This window comes from Neisseria sp. P0021.S007, assembly GCF_051956855.1.
The window spans coordinates 60,620-78,871 of sequence record NZ_JBQCXA010000007.1; the positions used below are offsets into that span (position 1 = coordinate 60,620).

Consider the following 18,252-nt stretch of genomic DNA (forward strand, 5'->3'; position numbering starts at 1 on the left):
AATATCGTGTCCAAAATCATCGTAGTAACTTCAGGTAAAGGCGGCGTAGGCAAGACCACTACCAGCGCCAGCATCGCAACCGGCCTGGCCCTGCGCGGCCACAAAACCGCCGTAATCGACTTCGACGTCGGTTTGCGCAACCTCGACCTGATTATGGGTTGCGAACGCCGCGTCGTGTATGACCTCATCAACGTCATCCAAGGCGAAGCCACACTCAACCAAGCCCTGATTAAAGACAAAAACTGCGAAAACCTCTACATCCTGCCCGCCTCGCAAACCCGCGACAAAGACGCGTTGACCCGCGACGGCGTCGACAAAGTGATGAAAGAGCTGTCCAGCAAAAAAATGGGCTTCGAGTTCATTATCTGCGACTCCCCTGCTGGTATCGAACAAGGCGCACTGATGGCGCTCTACTTTGCCGACGAAGCCATCATCACCACCAATCCGGAAGTATCCAGCGTCCGCGACTCCGACCGCATCTTGGGCATTTTGCAAAGCAAATCCCGCAAAGCCGAACAAGGCGGCACAGTTAAAGAGCACCTGCTGATTACCCGCTACTCCCCTGAGCGCGTGGCCAAGGGCGAAATGCTGTCTGTTCAAGATATCTGCGACATCTTGCGTATTCCGTTGATCGGTGTGATTCCTGAATCACAAAACGTACTGCAGGCCTCCAACGCCGGCGAACCTGTCATCCACCAAGACAATGCCGCCGCAGCCGAAGCCTACAAAGACGTTATTGCCCGCCTCTTGGGTGAAAACCGCGAAATGCGTTTCCTTGAAGCCGAGAAAAAAGGTTTCTTAAAACGACTGTTCGGAGGTTAATACATGTCACTGCTCGATATGCTGTTCGGCAGAAAGCCGAAAACCGCCACCGTCGCGCGCGACCGCCTGCAAATCATCATCGCGCAAGAACGCGCACAAGAAGGCCAAGCTCCAGATTATCTGCCGACCTTGCGCAAAGAGCTGCTGGAAGTCCTGTCCAAATACGTCAACGTATCATTGGACGACATCCGCATCTCCCAAGAGAAACAAGACGGCTTGGACGTTCTTGAGCTGAACATCACCCTGCCGGAACAAAAAAAGGCTTAACACATGACCTTGACCGAATTGCGTTACATCGTAGCCGTCGCACAAGAACGTCACTTCGGACGTGCCGCACGACGCTGCTTTGTCAGCCAGCCCACCCTCTCCATCGCCATCAAAAAGCTGGAGGAAGAGCTGTCGGTATCCCTGTTCGACCGTAGCAGCAACGACATCATCACGACCGAAGCGGGCGAGCGCATTGTCGCCCAAGCCCGCCGGGTTCTGGAAGAAGCCGAACTCATCAAGCACCTTGCCAATGAAGAGCAAAACGAATTGGAAGGCGCGTTCAAACTCGGCCTGATTTTTACCGTTGCCCCCTACCTTCTGCCCAAGCTCATTACCGCGCTGCGTGAAACCGCGCCGAAAATGCCGCTGATGCTGGAAGAGAACTATACCCACATCCTGACCGAGTCGCTCAAACGCGGCGATGTCGATGCAATCGTCGTTGCCGAACCGTTCCAAGAGCCGGGCATCGTAACCGAGCCCCTGTATGACGAACCTTTCTTCGTCATCGTTCCCAAAGGCCATCACTTTGAAGAACTCGATGCCGTTACGCCTCAGCTTTTGAGCGAAGAACAAGTGTTACTGCTATCCGAAGGCAACTGTATGCGCGACCAAGTGTTGGCAAGCTGTTCCGAATTGGCTTCCAAGCAAAAAATCCAGGGCTTGACCAATACCCTGCAAGGCAGCTCCATCAACACCATCCGCCACATGGTTGCCAGCGGCCTGGCCATCAGCGTCATGCCGGCTACCGCCTTGACCGAAAACGACCACATGCTTTTCAGCATTATCCCGTTTGAAGGCACTGCACCGCACCGCCGTGTCGTTTTGGCTTATCGCCGCAACTTTGTCCGTCCGAAAGCACTGACTGCCTTGCGCACTGCTATTTTGCAATCGCAACTGACCGGTGTAACGTTCGTCAACGAATAAACCGTAAAACAAAAGGCCGTCTGAACATTCAGACGGCCTTTTTATTTTTAACCAAATAAAGGATTAGTAGCGGGTATGAACTTGACTGCCGATAACACCACCCAAAGCCGCGCCACCCAAGGTAGAGCCGGTATCGCCACCAATCAAATTACCTGCCACGCCGCCCAATACCGCACCAGCAGCAGTGTTGCGTTGGGTTTGAGTCATATTGGCACATGCACCCAAAGAAGCGGCCAACATGATCAAGGTCACAGTTTTTGCAAAAGTTTTCTTCATGGTTTGATTCTCCATCAGGGGTTAAGCTGTATATGAAACAGTATGGCACAACCTTTCATTAATATATTTTCTGATAAGTAAAGACAGATTAAACTAAGATAACGCTCTTGATGAGCGGTTAAATACAAAAACAAACGGCAATTCCAAAAGAATATTTATAAATTTTAATATACTTGGCATAAAATTGCGCATACATCAACCGCATTCGGTAGTGATACAATGACGACTTGTCTGAATTACCGGAAACACCCGTCATGAGTATCTACGCACTGGCACACATCATCCACGTTTATTGCGCGATTGCCTTTGTCGGCGGCGTATTTTTCGAAATGCTGGTCCTCTCCGTTTTACACACCGGCCGCGTTTCGCGCGAATCGCGCCGTGAAGTCGAACGTGCCATGTCCTATCGTGCCGTCCGCGTGATGCCGCCTGTCGTCATTACCCTGTTCATCAGCGGCATCGTGATGGTGTACAACCGCTACCTGCCGATACTGCACCACCCATTCGACAGCTCCTTCGGCATCATGCTGAGCATCAAAATCCTGTTGGCAGTAAGCGTTTTGGTACATTTTGCCATCGCCGTCGTCAAAATGGCACGGCACACCCTTACCGTCGGCTGGTCGAAATACATACACGCCGTCGTATTCAGCCATATGCTGTTTATCGTCTTTTTTGCCAAAGCAATGTTCTACCTGTCTTGGTAAACCTTACCCATACCCCACACACAAGGATTGTTTATGACCCAATACCCGTCCGTCGGCTCGCCGATGTTTTACGGCATCTTCTTTATTGCCGTCTTAATTATGATCGCCATCGATATGGTGTCGCTGAAAAAAAACGGTGCCCACAAAGTCAGCATTAAAGAAGCCCTCGCTTGGAGCGGCATTTGGGTGGCCGTATCCTGCGCGTTTGCCGGCTGGCTCTATTTCGAACTGGCGGGCAACCCGGCTTACGGGGTCGTTGTCGCCAAAGAAAAAGTCCTCGAATTCTTCACCGGCTATGTGCTCGAAAAATCCCTTGCCGTCGACAACATCTTCGTTTTCCTGATGATTTTCGGCTATTTCAAAGTCGAACCCAAATTCCAACACCGCGTCTTACTCTATGGCGTATTCGGCGCCATCGTCCTACGCGCCATCATGATCTTCATCGGCGCAGCCTTGGTACAACAATTTGAATGGATTCTCTACCTCTTCGGCGCCTTCCTCTTATACACCGGCATTCACATGATGAAGCCCGAAGCCGAAGCTGAAGAAGACCTTTCCCAAAATAAGATCCTGACCCTGCTCAAAAAAGTCATCCCGACCAGCCTACAGTTTGACGGTGAAAAATTCTTTACCATTGAAAACGGCAAACGCATCGCTACGCCGCTTTTACTGGTATTGATTATGATCGAATTGAGCGACGTCATCTTTGCCGTGGACAGCATTCCTGCTATTTTTGCCGTCACCACCGACCCGTTCATCGTCCTTACCTCCAACATTTTTGCCATCTTAGGCCTGCGTGCCATGTACTTTTTGCTGGCGGATTTTGCCGAACGCTTTATCTTCCTCAAATACGGCTTGGCCTTCGTATTGAGCTTTATCGGTATCAAGATGCTGATTATGCACTGGGTACATATTCCGATTTCCATTTCCCTGTCCGTCGTCTTCGGCGCACTGGGCGCATCCATCCTGACTTCTTTGGTGTACACGCGTCAGCAAGAAAAAAAATAATCCGCCGATACAAAAAGGCCGTCTGAAAAACATTTTTTCAGACGGCCTTTTCAAATATCGGACACCGGCTTATTTAGCAGCATCTTTCAATTTGTCGGCAGCTTCTTGAGTTGCATCGGCAGCTTTACCCAAAGCATCTTTAGCCGCATCTTTGGCAGCGTCTTTAGCTTCGCCCACAGCAGCTTTTGCATCGTCCAAAGCTTTGTCGCTGGCTTCTTTAGCACCATCGATGGCTTTACCGGTAGTTTCTTTAGCATCGGAAATTGCTTTCTCCGCAGTTTCCTTCGCATCGGCACCGGCTTCTTTAGCGTCAGAAACAGCTTGTTCAGCAGCGCCTTTAGCTTCGGAAGCAGCAGCATCAGCAGCAGAAGCCGCGTGTTCAGCAGCAGCGTTCACATCAGAAGCAACGGCAGAAGCCGCTTCTTGAGTTTCCTGTTTCGCCTCTTGAGAACAAGCAGCCAAACCAGCCACCATCATCGCAGCAATCAATAATTTTTTCATGTTGTATATCCTTTGGTCTAAAAAATATCCATCAGAACTGACAGATTAGAAAATCATAACATAATTAATACTCGGAAACGGGAGAATTAACGCCAAATAACAATCGATTTACGTTTTTTGAAAAAAATTTCAAAAAAACAGTTGACGGAAAGAAACAAGCCACCTATAATGCACAGCCTATCGGGTCGTTAGCTCAGTCGGTAGAGCAGCGGACTTTTAATCCGTTGGTCGAGCGTTCGAATCGCTCACGACCCACCAAATATAAAAACCTGCTTTGAAAAAAGCAGGTTTTTTTACATCCCTATCAAACCCTTCTCCATACGATACCTCCCCTATCTTCAAAATCAAGCCATATACAGGCTTTGTCCCAATGCCGCGCATGAACGTTACCCAACGCATCACACCAGCACCAACCTACCTTTAATCAACCAAGTCCGACTCCCCCTTCCATCAACTTTTTCTAAAAACTTCCAAATACCTACCGTCAACCCACTCTAAATACTCTTGTATGCCAGACAATTTAGGCATAGACTAAAACTACATTCAACTACAACAATAGGAGAAAGTTTGATGAAACAACTGTCTATGTATATCAACGGCCGTTTTGAAACCGATTTTAACGGCACATGGCGCGATGTATTGAATCCGGCAACCGAAGAAGTCATCGCGCGTGAGCCTAAAGGCGGAAAAGCCGATGTTGACCGTGCCGTTGCCGCCGCCAGAGAGGCGCAAGCCGCATGGGAGCGTTTGCCTGCCGTTGAACGCGGCGCATACTTGCGCAAAATCGCCCAAGGCATCCGTGAACGCGCCGACGAGCTGACCGACACCATTGTCGCCGAAGGTGGCAAAACCAAAGACTTGGCACGCATAGAAGTCATGTTCACTGCCGACTATCTCGATTATCAAGCCGAATGGGCGCGCCGTTATGAAGGCGAAATCATCCAAAGCGACCGCCCGCGCGAAAACATTTTATTGTTCAAACGTCCTTTGGGCGTAATCGCCGGCATTTTGCCGTGGAATTTCCCCTTCTTCCTGATTGCCCGCAAAATGGGCCCGGCTTTGGTAACAGGCAATACCATCGTCGTCAAACCCAGCAGCGTCACCCCGATCAACTGCCACATCTTTGCTGAAATCGTTCACGCTTCAGGCTTACCGGCCGGCGTATTCAACGTCGTCAACGGCCCGGGTGCAGAAATCGGCAATGCCTTGGCATCACATCCGCAAGTCGACATGGTCAGCCTGACCGGTTCTGTAGAAGCAGGCCGCCAAGTAATGGAAGCCGCCGCCACTAACATTACCAAAGTCTCATTGGAACTCGGCGGCAAAGCCCCTGCCATCGTTTTGAAAGACGCGGATTTGGACTTGGCAGTGAAATCCATCTTGGCTTCGCGCGTCGGCAACACCGGCCAAATCTGTAACTGCGCCGAACGCGTATATGTCCACAGCAGCCTGAAAGACGCGTTTATCGAAAAAATGACCGCCGCCATGAAAGGCGTACGCTACGGCAACCCGGCCGAAGCCGAACCCGGCTCACTGGAAATGGGCCCGTTGATTGAAGAGCGTGCCGTCAAAGCCGTTGCCGAGAAAGTCGAACGCGCAGTTCGACAAGGCGCAACTTTGGTTTGCGGCGGCAAACGTGCCAACGGCAAAGGCTACTTCTTTGAACCTACCCTGCTGACTGATACCGACAACAGCATGGACATTATGAAGGAAGAAACCTTCGGCCCCGTCCTGCCGGTTGCCACTTTCGACACGCTCAATCAAGTCATCGCCTTGGCAAACGACAGCGAATTCGGCCTGACCAGCTCCGTCTATACCACCAATCTGAATGAAGCGTTTTATGTAACCCGCCGCCTGCGTTTCGGCGAAACCTACATCAACCGCGAAAACTTTGAAGCCATGCAGGGCTTCCATGCCGGTTGGAAAAAATCAGGTATCGGCGGCGCGGACGGTAAACACGGTTTGGAAGAATATCTGCAAACCCAAGTCGTTTATTTGGAAACCGATATCTAACTGACCTTCATGAAACAAAAGGCCGTCTGAAACCAATTTTTCAGGTTTCAGACGGCCTTTCTGCCTTTATAGAAAAAAACACCGACATCGCGTAAAATAGAGCCAATTTTTCACTTTATTCAGGCCGTCTGAAAACTCCGGCAGCCTGACTCATTTTTCCGGAAAACACCATGAGCGAACAAAACAATCCGCAAATCGAGCCGCAGTTGGACGAAAACCAAATCATCGCCCTGCGCCGCGAGAAACTGCACAACATCCGCAAAGAACGCAACGCCTACCCTAACGATTTCAAACGCGACAGCTTTGCCGCCAACCTGCATACCCAATACGGTGAAATCAGCAAAGAAGAACTCGACCCGCAAGGCATTCCCGTCAAAGTGGCCGGCCGCATGATGCTCAAACGTCAAATGGGCAAAGCCAGCTTCGCCACCATTCAAGACGTTACCGGTCAAATCCAGCTTTATCTAAACAACAAAGGCGTGAGCCAAGAAGTTTTGGACGACTTCAACCACTGGGACTTGGGCGACATCGTCGGTGCGGAAGGTACTTTGTTTAAAACCAACCATGGCGAATTGACCGTGCGCGTGTCCGACATCCGCCTGCTGTCCAAATCCCTGCGTCCGCTGCCGGACAAACACAAAGGCTTGAGCGATCAGGAAACCAAATACCGTCAACGCTACGTCGATTTGATTGCCAACGAAGAATCGCGCAATACCTTCATCAAACGCAGCCAAATCATCCAATCCGTGCGTAATTTCATGGTGAACGAGCATTATCTCGAAGTCGAAACCCCGATGATGCATCCGATTCCGGGCGGCGCAACAGCGAAACCTTTTGTTACCCACCACAATGCTTTGGACATTCCGCTCTACCTGCGCATTGCGCCCGAGCTGTATCTGAAACGCTTGGTGGTCGGCGGTTTGGAGCGCGTGTTTGAAATCAACCGCAGCTTCCGTAACGAAGGCATGTCCGTGCGCCATAACCCTGAATTCACCATGATCGAATTCTACGAAGCCTTCTCCGACTACGAACGCATGATGCAAATGGCGGAAGACATCATCCGCAACGCTTCCCGCGCGGTAAACGGCACGGCAAAAATCAGCTACAACGGCAAAGAAGTCGATTTGGAAAGCCCGTTTGAACGCCTGACCATTCTCGAAGCCATCAAGAAATACAATCCGCACTACACCGACGAGCAGTTGAACGATGAAGAATGGCTGAAAAAAGAAATCGTCAAACACGGCGAAAGCCTGCCTCCGTCTCCGGGCATCGGCAGCCTGCAACTTGCCCTGTTTGAAGGTTGTGCAGAAAGCAAACTGTGGAACCCGACTTTCATCATCGACTACCCTGTCGAAGTATCGCCATTGGCACGCGCATCCGACAGCAAACCGGGTTTGACCGAACGCTTCGAGCTTTTCGTTGTCGGCCGCGAACTGGCAAACGGCTACTCCGAGTTGAACGATCCGGAAGATCAAGCCGAACGCTTCAAGGCACAAGTGGCGCAAAAAGACGCTGGCGACGACGAAGCCATGCACTACGATGCCGACTACATCCGTGCCATGGAATTCGGCCTGCCGCCGACCGGCGGCTGCGGCATCGGCATCGACCGCTTGGTAATGTTGCTGACCGATTCGCAAACCATCCGCGACGTGATTCTGTTCCCGCAAATGCGTCCCGAATAACACATTGAAATAAAATCAAGGCCGTCTGAAAACAAGATTCTGTTTTCAGACGGCCTTTTTGTTCAAATATGTAAAACGGAAAAATTAAAATCGACAATTCCTTTACATTATAATAATAAAATTCCATGATAATCAAAAGCATAATATAAAAAAGAATATGTAAACGTTTTTCAGTTTGTTGACAGTCTGCTAGAATACATCCAATTACAGGACAGCCCACACACACAGGCTGTCTGAAAATGCAAAAACTCTGAAAGGTTTGTATGGATCAATTTTTCGAACAGCTTCACGGCTGGGTAAACGCCATCAACGACCCAATGTGGTCGGGGTTGGTATATATGCTTTTAGGCGCAGGCCTCTTTTTCACCGTTACCACCGGTTTTGTACAATTCCGCCTCTTCGGCCGCAGTATCAAAGAAATGCTGGGCGGCCGCAAACAAGGTGATGATCCGCACGGAATCACACCGTTCCAAGCATTCGTTACCGGCTTGGCCAGCCGCGTAGGCGTGGGCAACATCGCCGGCGTGGCGATTGCCATCAAACTCGGCGGGCCGGGCGCGGTATTCTGGATGTGGGTAACCGCCTTAATCGGCATGAGTTCGGCGTTTGTCGAATCTTCACTGGCCCAACTCTTTAAAGTCCGGGACTACGACAACCACCACTTCCGCGGCGGTCCTGCCTACTACATAACTCAAGGCCTGGGACAAAAATGGCTGGGCGTTTTGTTCGCCCTGAGCCTGATTTTCTGTTTCGGCTTTGTATTTGAAGCCGTACAGACCAATACCATCGCCGATACCACCAAAGCGGCATGGGGCTGGGATCAACACTATGTCGGTGTCGCCCTGGTCATTCTGACTGCCCCTATTATCTTCGGCGGTATCCGTCGCGTATCTAAAGCCGCGGAAATTATCGTTCCGCTGATGGCGGTTTTATATCTCGTCATAGCACTCTTCATCATTGCTACCAATATTTCCCTGATTCCTGATGTGTTCGATCAGATTTTCTCCAACGCGTTCAACTTCGATTCGGCTGCAGGCGGTTTCCTCGGCGGTCTGATTTCGACCACCATGATGCAGGGTATCAAACGCGGCCTGTATTCCAATGAGGCGGGTATGGGTTCTGCGCCGAACGCCGCAGCCGCAGCCGAAGTGAAACACCCCGTCTCCCAAGGCATGATTCAAATGCTGGGCGTTTTCGTCGATACCATCATCGTCTGCTCATGCACTGCCTTTATCGTCTTGACCTATCAACAGCCTTACGGCGACCTGAGTGGTGCGGCGCTGACCCAAGCGGCAATCGTCAGCCAGGTAGGCGAATGGGGCGCGGGCTTCCTTGCCGCCATCCTGTTTATGTTTGCCTTTTCAACCGTTATCGGCAACTATGCCTATGCTGAGTCCAACGTCCAATTCATCAAGAGCCATTGGCTGGTTACCGCCGTTTTCCGTATGCTGGTTTTGGCATGGGTCTACTTCGGCGCAGTTGCCAACGTACCCTTGGTATGGGATATGGCAGACATGGCCATGGGCATCATGGCATGGATTAACCTCGTTGCCATCCTGCTCCTGTCACCACTTGCCTTCCTGCTGTTGAAAGACTACACAGCCAAGCTGAAAATGGGTAAAGACCCAGAGTTCAAACTCTCTGAACACCCAGGCTTGAAACGCAAAATCAAATCCGATATCTGGTAATACCAAAGGCCGTCTGAAATTTCAGACGGCCTTTTTAATCCCTGCCATCTAGATAAAACGATGCCCCTTAAAGCAGAAGCCTTAAGGGGCAGAGCGTTGCGGCACATCTTTTCAGACGGCCTTATTGTAGCAACGTTTCTCATTTCGCAGTGCAACAATATGGACGGATTCTAATTCCAAATCGGCACCCAGTCAAGCATTTCATTTGCATAGTAATACTTACCTAGGATATATTTATACTTACCAAACATCACATTACGGAGAAACTGATGGCTGCATTCAAACCCAATCCAATCAACTACATCCTCGGTCTCGATATCGGCATTGCATCCGTCGGCTGGGCGATGGTAGAAATTAACGAAGAAGAAAACCCCATCCGCCTGATTGATTTGGGCGTGCGCGTATTTGAGCGTGCAGAAGTACCGAAAACAGGCGACTCTCTCGCAGCGGCAAGACGCTTGGCACGCAGTGTTCGCCGCCTGACCCGCCGTCGCGCCCACCGTCTGCTTCGGGCCCGCCGTCTATTGAAACGCGAAGGCGTATTACAAGCCGCCGATTTTGATGAAAACGGCTTGATTAAATCCTTACCGAATACACCATGGCAACTTCGCGCAGCCGCATTAGATCGCAAACTGACGCCTTTGGAGTGGTCGGCAGTCTTGTTGCATTTAATCAAACATCGCGGCTATTTGTCGCAAAGAAAAAACGAGGGCGAAACTGCCGATAAGGAGCTTGGCGCTTTGCTTAAAGGCGTAGCCGACAATGCCCATGCCTTACAAACAGGCAATTTCCGCACACCAGCCGAATTAGCTTTAAATAAATTTGAGAAAGAAAGCGGCCATATCCGCAACCAACGCGGCGATTATTCGCATACGTTCAACCGCAAAGATTTACAAGCAGAGCTGAATTTACTGTTTGAAAAACAAAAAGAATTCGGCAATCCGCATGTTTCAGACGGCCTTAAAGAAGGTATTGAAACCCTGCTGATGGCGCAACGCCCTGCCCTGTCTGGCGATGCTGTTCAAAAAATGTTGGGGTATTGCACCTTTGAGCCGACAGAGCCGAAAGCCGCTAAAAACACCTACACCGCCGGACGTTTCATCTGGCTGACCAAGCTGAACAACCTGCGTATTTTAGAGCAAGGCAGCGAGCGGCCATTGACCACTACCGAACGCGCCACGCTTATGGACGAGCCATACAGAAAATCCAAACTGACTTACGCACAAGCCCGTAAGCTGCTGGGTTTAGAAGATACCGCCTTTTTCAAAGGCTTGCGCTATGGTAAAGACAATGCCGAAGCCTCAACATTGATGGAAATGAAGGCCTACCATGCCATCAGCCGTGCGCTGGAAAAAGAAGGATTGAAAGACAAAAAATCCCCATTAAACCTTTCTCCCGAATTACAAGACGAAATCGGCACGGCATTCTCCCTGTTCAAAACCGATGAAGACATTACAGGCCGTCTGAAAGACCGTGTTCAGCCCGAAATTTTAGAAGCGCTGTTAAAACACATCAGCTTCGACAAGTTCGTCCAAATTTCCTTGAAAGCATTGCGCCGAATTGTGCCTCTAATGGAGCAAGGCAAACGTTACGATGAAGCCTGCGCCGAAATCTACGGAGACCATTACGGCAAGAAAAATGCGGAAGAAAAGATTTATCTGCCGCCGATTCCCGCCGACGAAATCCGCAACCCCGTCGTCTTGCGCGCCTTATCTCAAGCCAGAAAAGTCATAAATGCCGTTGTACGCCGGTACGGCTCCCCTGCACGTATCCATATTGAAACGGCAAGGGAAGTAGGCAAATCGTTTAAAGACCGCAAAGAAATCGAAAAACGCCAAGAAGAAAACCGTAAAGACCGGGAAAAAGCCGCCGCTAAGTTCCGAGAGTATTTCCCCAATTTTGTCGGCGAACCCAAATCCAAAGATATTCTGAAACTGCGCCTGTACGAGCAACAACACGGCAAATGCCTGTATTCGGGCAAAGAAATCAACCTAGGCCGTCTGAACGAAAAAGGCTATATCGAAATCGACCATGCCCTGCCGTTCTCGCGCACATGGGACGACAGTTTCAACAATAAAGTGCTGGTATTGGGCAGCGAAAACCAAAACAAAGGTAATCAAACCCCTTACGAATACTTCAACGGCAAAGACAACAGCCGCGAATGGCAGGAATTTAAAGCGCGTGTTGAAACCAGCCGTTTTCCTCGCAGTAAAAAACAACGGATTCTGCTGCAAAAATTCGACGAAGACGGCATATATCGAATCGGTGTCAAAACCGCCCTTTCATTCCCAAAATACCAAATCGACGAACTCGGCAAAGAAATCAGACCATGCCGTCTGAAAAAACGCCCACCTGTCCGTTAAATTAATCTATCCCTGTTTCAGACGGCCTGAAGCAGGGATTTTTTATAAAAAATAAGGGGAAAAACATGACTTGGCGCAGCCTGCTCATTCAAAACGGCGGTAAATTATCCTTACAACGCCGGCAACTGCTGATTCAACAAAACGGCGAGTCCCATACCGTACCATTAGAAGACATCGCCGTTATCATCATCGAAAACCGCGAAACCCTAATTACCGCCCCGCTCTTATCAGCCTTAGCCGATCATAGTGCAACCCTGCTGACATGTGATGAGCAATTCCTACCCTACGGACAATGGCTGCCTTATGCCCAATATCACCGCCAACTTAAAATCCTCAAGCTGCAACTGAATATAAGCGAACCCTTAAAAAAGCAACTCTGGCAACATATCGTCCGCCAAAAAATCCTAAATCAAGCATTTGTCGCAGACGAAACAGGCAATGATCTTGCAACCAAACGGCTGCGCACTTTGGCAGTCGAAGTCCGTTCAGGCGATACAGGAAACCGTGAAGCCCAAGCTGCCGCCCTCTACTTCCAAGCCCTCTTTGGGGAAAAGTTTACCCGTACGTCAATGCCGCATTGAACTACACCTACGCCGTACTCCGTGCAGCAGTAGCACGCGCCCTGACCTTATATGGTTGGTTGCCTGCATTAGGCTTGTTTCATAGGAGCGAACTAAATCCATTCAACCTCGCCGATGACTTTCTCGAACCCTTACGCCCATTGGCCGACCTGGTCGTTATACATTTGCATAAACAAGGCCGTCTGAAAACTGAACTGACACCCAACCTCAAACAAAACCTTATCAAGATCCTTCACTATCAAATCTGCATCGAACGGCAACATTTCAGCACCTTGGCTGCCATCGACAAAATGATTTCTTCATTTCAAGCCAGCGTAACTAACAAAAACGCTAAACAGCTGAAACTGCCCGAAATCTTGCCATTGAAAGAATACCAATATGAGTGAGGCTAAATTTATGAGGATTATCGTCTTCTTCGACCTACCTGTTACCACGGCGGCCAAGCGCAAAGCCGCCAATCAATTCCGCCAGTTCCTTTAAAAGATGGATACCAAATGCTCCAACTTTCCGTATACAGCCGTATTGTCAAAGGTCGAGATTCGTTGCAAAAACACCACAATAGGCTATGTGCAAACCTACCGCAAGAAGGCTCAATCCGCTGTTTGGAAGTAACAGAAAAGCAATATACCACCATGAAACTGCTGTTGGGAGAGCTGAAAATCCAAGAAAAAAGGGTAAATTCCGACCAACTATTATTATTTTAAGGCTGCTTTTTTAGACAAAATAAAACGGGAAACCCTTATAGAATAAGGGTTTCCCGTTGAAGTATTGTAGCACTGCGAAATGAGAAAGGGTCTATCCAAATAAAAAAGCACCACCTAAACAGGTAGTGCTTTCATATTAATTTGCTTATTCAGCAGAATCAGCTGCTTTATCAACCAATTCAACCAATGCCAAAGGAGCATTGTCGCCTTTACGGAAACCGTATTTCAGTACACGAATATAGCCGCCGTTACGAGCAGCAAAGCGTGGACCCAATTCGTCAAACAATTTAACTACAACATCACGATCGCGAGTGCGGTCAAAAGCCAAACGACGGTTTGCCAAAGAAGGTTTTTTACCCAAGGTAATCAAGGGCTCAACTACGCGGCGCAATTCTTTTGCTTTAGGCAAAGTTGTCACGATGGTTTCGTGAGTCAACAAGGAATTCGCCATATTGCGCAGCATCGCAGCACGGTGGCTGCTAGTACGGTTTAATTTGCGGTTGCCATTACGATGACGCATGTCATTATCCTTTAATCTTCAAACTTACGGCTTTTCTAAGCCTACAGGCGGCCAAGCTTCTAATTTGGAACCTAATGTCAGACCTTTAGAGGCCAACACTTCTTTGATCTCATTCAAAGATTTACGACCCAAATTAGGGGTCTTGAGAAGCTCGGTTTCAGTACGTTGAATCAAATCGCCAATATAGTAAATATCTTCAGCTTTCAGACAATTAGCTGAACGTACGGTTAATTCCAAATCATCTACAGGACGCAGCAAGATAGGATCGATAGGAGGTGCTTTTTCTTCAACCTCTTCAACCGGAGTACCTTGCAGATCTGCAAAAATAGACATTTGGTCAATTAAGATACGTGCGGCACTACGTACAGCTTCTTCTGGATCAATAGAACCATTGGTTTCAATATCCAAAACCAATTTATCCAAATCCGTGCGTTGCTCTACGCGTGCAGGTTCAACTTCAAAGCTAACACGACTGATGGGCGAAAAGCTCGCATCCAACTGAATCGCACCAATCTGTTTGTTCTCATCACGCAATACGCGACGGCCTGAAACAGACTGATAACCACGACCTTGCTCTACTTTAATTTCCATGTCGATTTGGCCATTGTCAGCCAAGTGGCAAATAACATGTTCAGGATTGATGATTTCCACATCGTGTGGCAAATCAATATCACCGGCTACAACTGCACCGGCACCTGTTTTCTTCAAAGTCAACTGAACTTGGTTACGACCGTGAAGCTTGAATACGATACCTTTAATGTTCAAGAGAACGTCAACAACATCCTCCTGAACACCATCAATAGTAGAGTATTCGTGCAATACGCCAGAAATAACTACTTCAGTTGGGGCAAAGCCATTCATGGATGACAGTAAGATACGACGCAAAGCATTACCTAAAGTATGACCAAAACCACGCTCAAATGGCTGCATAGACACCTTAGCTCGAGTAGAAGACAAGGTATCTACATCGATTTGACGAGGTTTCAAAAATTCGGTTGTGCTATTTTGCATTTAACTGTCCCTCATTGAGCTAGCATTATTTAGAGTAGAACTCTACCACCAGCTGTTCATTAATATCGCCAGACAATTCTGAGCGATCCGGCATATTTTTGAATACACCTTCCAATTTGTCGGCATCAACAGATACCCAGCTTGGCAAGCCAATTTGAGTAGCCAAGCTCAATGCCTCTTGGATACGTACTTGTTTCTTAGCTTTTTCACGAACAGCTACAACATCGCCTGCTTTAACTTGGAAAGAAGGGATATTAACAACCTGACCGTTTACAACGATAGCTTTATGAGAAACCAATTGACGTGCTTCAGCGCGGGTAGAGCCAAAACCCATACGATAAACGACATTATCCAAACGGGACTCCAGCAATTGCAACAGCAATTCACCGGTAGAACCTTTACGACGATCAGCTTCCGCAAAGTAACGACGGAATTGGCGTTCTAACACACCATAAATACGACGGATTTTTTGTTTTTCACGCAATTGCAAACCGTAGTCTGACAAACGTGGTTTTTTCGCACCGTGCTGACCAGGTGCAGAATCCATTTTACATTTTGAATCCAAAGAGCGACGTGCACTCTTCAAAAACAGATCCGTACCTTCGCGACGTGCTAATTTACATTTAGGGCCAATATAACGTGCCATGTTTTAAATCACTCCAATATTAAATACGACGTTTTTTAGGCGGACGGCAACCGTTATGAGGCAACGGGGTAACGTCAGTAATGCTGGTAATCTTGAAACCAAGAGCGTTTAAAGCACGTACAGAAGATTCGCGACCAGGGCCAGGGCCTTTAATGCGGACTTCTAAATTTTTAACGCCATACTCTTGGGCAACTTTACCAGCTGCTTCTGCTGCAACTTGTGCTGCAAATGGTGTACTTTTACGAGAACCTTTAAAACCAGCGCCGCCAGAGGTAGCCCAAGACAATGCATTGCCTTGACGGTCAGTGATTGTAATGATGGTATTGTTGAAAGATGCATGAACGTGCACAATACCTTCGCTTACGGTTTTACGTACTTTTTTACGTACACGCGAAGCTGTGTTTGCTTTAGCCATTAATCAAATTCCTTAAAATTTATTTCTTACCGGCAATCGCTTTGCGCGGACCTTTACGGGTACGAGCATTTGTGCGAGTGCGTTGACCACGACAAGGCAAGCCACGACGATGACGGAAGCCGCGATAGCAACCCATATCCATCAGTCGTTTAATGCTCATCGTTACTTCACGACGCAAATCGCCTTCAACTTCATATTTAGCAACTTGCTCACGCAAAGCGTCTAATTGAGCCTCGTCCAAATCTTTTGCTTTAGTAGTAGGAGCAATATTTGCTGCCTCACAAATCAATTTAGCACGAGTCGCACCAATACCATAAATAGCCTGAAGGCCAATTACGATATGGGCATTATTAGGGATATTTACCCCTGCAATACGAGCCATATTTTTTCCTTTTTAGGGCAAAGTATGTCACTATACCACAAAATCAATAGTTAAGAAAACTAGCTTCTTAACCTTGACGTTGTTTGTGACGTGGGTCAGTACAAATTACGCGAACTACACGATTACGACGAATAATCTTGCAATTGCGACAAATTTTCTTTACAGAAGGTTGTACACGCATTTTATTTCCTTTTATCGTTTATCTTGCTCGGAAAACAATCCGAGCACGGGTTAAATCATAAGGAGTTAATTCAACTGTTACCTTATCACCTGGAGAAATACGGATATAGTGCATTCGCATTTTTCCAGAGATATGACCAAGTACTACATGATCATTTTCCAGTTTTACTTTAAACGTTGCATTGGGCAAAGTCTCAAGGATTTCACCCTGCATCTGTATGGTATCTTCTTTAGCCATAAGCCTACTTACGTGATAAAGATTTCATATCTGGACGACTCATCAAATCTTCATACTGACTGCTCATTACGTAGGAATTGATTTGCGTCCTAAAATCCATTGTAACGACAACCAAGATAAGCAAAGATGTTCCGCCTAAATAGAAAGGTACATTCAATGCTGTCGTTAAAAATTCAGGTATCAGACAGATTGTAGTGATATACAAAGCACCAAATAATGTTAGTCTCAGTACAACTTTTTCCAAATATCTAGAAGTTTGCTCACCTGGGCGAATACCAGGTACAAATGCACCACTTTTCTTCAAATTCTCAGCCATTTCTTTAGGGCTAAATACTAAAGCAGTATAGAAATAGCAGAAGAAGATAATAGTTGTTGCAAACAATCCAATATACAAAGGCTGTCCGTGTTGCAGCATTGCAGCAACCTTATGAAGAACAGAATTCGTACTATTTGAACCAAACCAACCTAAAAGTGTAGATGGAAATAAAATAATACTGGAAGCAAAAATAGGAGGAATAACACCTGCCATATTTAGCTTGAACGGCATATGAATGCTTTGTCCCGGCATTATTCCAGAGCCAAACTGTCTTTTAGCATAATGCACAGGAACTTTACGCTGAGCACTCTCAAAATAAACTACAGCATAGATCAACAGCAAAATACCAATCACAATTGATACCGCCATCAACATACTCATAGAGCCTTGTTCAGTCAAAGTTAATAACCGAACAATACCGGATGGGATACCCGATACAATGCCTGCTGTAATAATTAAAGAAATACCATTACCAATACCACGCTCGGTAATTTGCTCCCCTAACCACATCAGAAACATAGTACCTGTAACCAAACAGACCACTGTAGAAATATGAAACTCAAGCGAACTCGTTACAACAACACCTTGTTGATAAACAAATGTTGCAACACCAAAGCTTTGCAATACAGCCAATAATACCGTCCCATACCTAGTATATTTCGTAATTATTTTCCTACCAGCCTCACCTTCCTTCTTTAAAGCTTTTAAAGAAGGAACAATTTCAGAAGCAAGCTGAACAATAATCGACGATGAAATATAAGGCATGATACCAATTGCAAATATACTAAAGCGCTCCAACGAACCACCCGAGAACATATTTAACATTCCGAATATGCCGTTTGCAGCGCCTTCGTATAACTTAGCTAATGCAACAGCATCTACGCCCGGTACCGGTATATGAGCACCAATACGGAAAACGACTAAAGCACCTAAAAGGAACACCAGACGTTTTTTCAGATCACCAAATTTGGATAATCCTGATAAAGATTGTTGATTAGCCACTGTAGTGCA

General features: G+C 47.6%; 18 protein-coding genes, 1 tRNA gene and 3 pseudogenes. 12 read left to right on the top strand and 10 right to left on the bottom strand.

Annotation, left to right across the window (positions count from 1 at the left end; genetic code table 11):
• Positions 1-6: 6 nt before the first annotated feature.
• From minD to ACTHUR_RS09150, 3 genes are read left to right on the top strand one after another with little or no spacing between them, the layout of a single operon-like run.
• The gene (gene minD / locus ACTHUR_RS09140; protein WP_003749316.1) at positions 7-822 is read left to right on the top strand and encodes a septum site-determining protein MinD; all 816 of its coding nucleotides are present in this window, start codon (positions 7-9) and stop codon (positions 820-822) included.
• Between the two features lie 3 nt (positions 823-825).
• Positions 826-1,089 (top strand): cell division topological specificity factor MinE, encoded by a 264-nt coding sequence (minE, locus tag ACTHUR_RS09145; RefSeq protein WP_003680625.1) that lies wholly within the window; start codon positions 826-828, stop codon positions 1,087-1,089.
• Between the two features lie 3 nt (positions 1,090-1,092).
• Positions 1,093-2,013 carry a hydrogen peroxide-inducible genes activator gene (locus tag ACTHUR_RS09150; RefSeq protein ID WP_003749313.1) on the top strand — a complete coding sequence of 307 codons (921 nt, stop codon included), beginning with the start codon at positions 1,093-1,095 and terminating at the stop codon, positions 2,011-2,013.
• A 63-nt stretch (positions 2,014-2,076) separates the two neighbouring features.
• Here ACTHUR_RS09150 and ACTHUR_RS09155 read toward each other — a convergent pair whose 3' ends face one another.
• Entirely contained in the window at positions 2,077-2,289 is a 213-nt protein-coding gene (locus ACTHUR_RS09155; RefSeq protein WP_003684747.1) for a glycine zipper 2TM domain-containing protein, read from the bottom strand.
• Between the two features lie 254 nt (positions 2,290-2,543).
• On the opposite strand from ACTHUR_RS09155, the gene ACTHUR_RS09160 reads away from it, so the two are divergent.
• Together ACTHUR_RS09160 and ACTHUR_RS09165 are read left to right on the top strand one after the other, a co-directional pair.
• Complete coding sequence (locus ACTHUR_RS09160) at positions 2,544-2,993, top strand: CopD family copper resistance protein (protein WP_036493576.1); 450 nt, start codon at positions 2,544-2,546, stop codon at positions 2,991-2,993.
• 33 nt (positions 2,994-3,026) lie between these two features.
• Positions 3,027-4,001, top strand: a complete 975-nt coding sequence (locus tag ACTHUR_RS09165; protein ID WP_070695180.1) for a TerC family protein — start codon at positions 3,027-3,029, stop codon at positions 3,999-4,001.
• A 69-nt stretch (positions 4,002-4,070) separates the two neighbouring features.
• Here ACTHUR_RS09165 and ACTHUR_RS09170 read toward each other — a convergent pair whose 3' ends face one another.
• Positions 4,071-4,502, bottom strand: coding sequence for an Ag473 family lipoprotein (locus ACTHUR_RS09170; RefSeq protein ID WP_003749309.1), 432 nt, complete (start codon positions 4,500-4,502; stop codon positions 4,071-4,073).
• A gap of 182 nt (positions 4,503-4,684) precedes the next feature.
• Between ACTHUR_RS09170 and ACTHUR_RS09175 the strand changes: the two genes are divergently transcribed.
• The 7 genes and pseudogenes from ACTHUR_RS09175 (at position 4,685) to cas2 (ending at position 13,533) form a co-directional block, all read left to right on the top strand.
• Positions 4,685-4,760: transfer RNA gene (locus ACTHUR_RS09175), tRNA-Lys, on the top strand.
• Between the two features lie 312 nt (positions 4,761-5,072).
• Positions 5,073-6,515, top strand: coding sequence for an aldehyde dehydrogenase (gene aldA / locus ACTHUR_RS09180; RefSeq protein WP_440361275.1), 1,443 nt, complete (start codon positions 5,073-5,075; stop codon positions 6,513-6,515).
• 170 nt (positions 6,516-6,685) lie between these two features.
• Positions 6,686-8,197, top strand: coding sequence for a lysine--tRNA ligase (gene lysS, locus ACTHUR_RS09185; protein ID WP_440361276.1), 1,512 nt, complete (start codon positions 6,686-6,688; stop codon positions 8,195-8,197).
• A 263-nt stretch (positions 8,198-8,460) separates the two neighbouring features.
• Positions 8,461-9,885, top strand: coding sequence for an alanine/glycine:cation symporter family protein (locus ACTHUR_RS09190; RefSeq protein ID WP_004520201.1), 1,425 nt, complete (start codon positions 8,461-8,463; stop codon positions 9,883-9,885).
• A gap of 269 nt (positions 9,886-10,154) precedes the next feature.
• Positions 10,155-12,137: pseudogene (cas9, locus tag ACTHUR_RS09195) on the top strand (type II CRISPR RNA-guided endonuclease Cas9); the annotation flags it as partial.
• 176 nt (positions 12,138-12,313) lie between these two features.
• Positions 12,314-13,215 (top strand): annotated as a pseudogene (gene cas1 / locus ACTHUR_RS09200) (type II CRISPR-associated endonuclease Cas1).
• A pseudogene (cas2, locus tag ACTHUR_RS09205) lies at positions 13,208-13,533 on the top strand (CRISPR-associated endonuclease Cas2). The pseudogenes cas1 and cas2 overlap by 8 nt, the downstream one beginning before the upstream one ends.
• A 145-nt stretch (positions 13,534-13,678) precedes the next feature.
• Here the strand turns inward: cas2 and rplQ are convergent.
• The 8 genes from rplQ to secY form a co-directional block, all read right to left on the bottom strand.
• Positions 13,679-14,053: a 50S ribosomal protein L17 gene (gene rplQ, locus ACTHUR_RS09210; protein WP_039862272.1), complete on the bottom strand. Its 375-nt coding sequence runs from the start codon at positions 14,051-14,053 to the stop codon at positions 13,679-13,681.
• Positions 14,054-14,077: 24 nt separating this feature from the next.
• Complete coding sequence (locus ACTHUR_RS09215) at positions 14,078-15,064, bottom strand: DNA-directed RNA polymerase subunit alpha (RefSeq protein ID WP_003684706.1); 987 nt, start codon at positions 15,062-15,064, stop codon at positions 14,078-14,080.
• A gap of 25 nt (positions 15,065-15,089) precedes the next feature.
• The gene (gene rpsD / locus ACTHUR_RS09220; RefSeq protein WP_003749296.1) at positions 15,090-15,710 is read right to left on the bottom strand and encodes a 30S ribosomal protein S4; all 621 of its coding nucleotides are present in this window, start codon (positions 15,708-15,710) and stop codon (positions 15,090-15,092) included.
• 19 nt (positions 15,711-15,729) lie between these two features.
• Complete coding sequence (rpsK, locus tag ACTHUR_RS09225; RefSeq protein ID WP_002216249.1) at positions 15,730-16,125, bottom strand: 30S ribosomal protein S11; 396 nt, start codon at positions 16,123-16,125, stop codon at positions 15,730-15,732.
• 19 nt (positions 16,126-16,144) lie between these two features.
• On the bottom strand, positions 16,145-16,507 hold the full coding sequence (gene rpsM / locus ACTHUR_RS09230) for a 30S ribosomal protein S13 (protein WP_003749295.1): 363 nt from the start codon (positions 16,505-16,507) through the stop codon (positions 16,145-16,147).
• A gap of 67 nt (positions 16,508-16,574) precedes the next feature.
• Positions 16,575-16,688 (bottom strand): 50S ribosomal protein L36, encoded by a 114-nt coding sequence (rpmJ, locus tag ACTHUR_RS09235; protein WP_003697674.1) that lies wholly within the window; start codon positions 16,686-16,688, stop codon positions 16,575-16,577.
• Positions 16,689-16,706: 18 nt separating this feature from the next.
• Positions 16,707-16,925, bottom strand: a complete 219-nt coding sequence (gene infA, locus ACTHUR_RS09240; protein WP_003684714.1) for a translation initiation factor IF-1 — start codon at positions 16,923-16,925, stop codon at positions 16,707-16,709.
• 4 nt (positions 16,926-16,929) lie between these two features.
• Positions 16,930-18,243 (bottom strand): preprotein translocase subunit SecY, encoded by a 1,314-nt coding sequence (gene secY / locus ACTHUR_RS09245; protein WP_004520193.1) that lies wholly within the window; start codon positions 18,241-18,243, stop codon positions 16,930-16,932.
• Between the last annotated feature and the right edge of the window lie 9 nt (positions 18,244-18,252).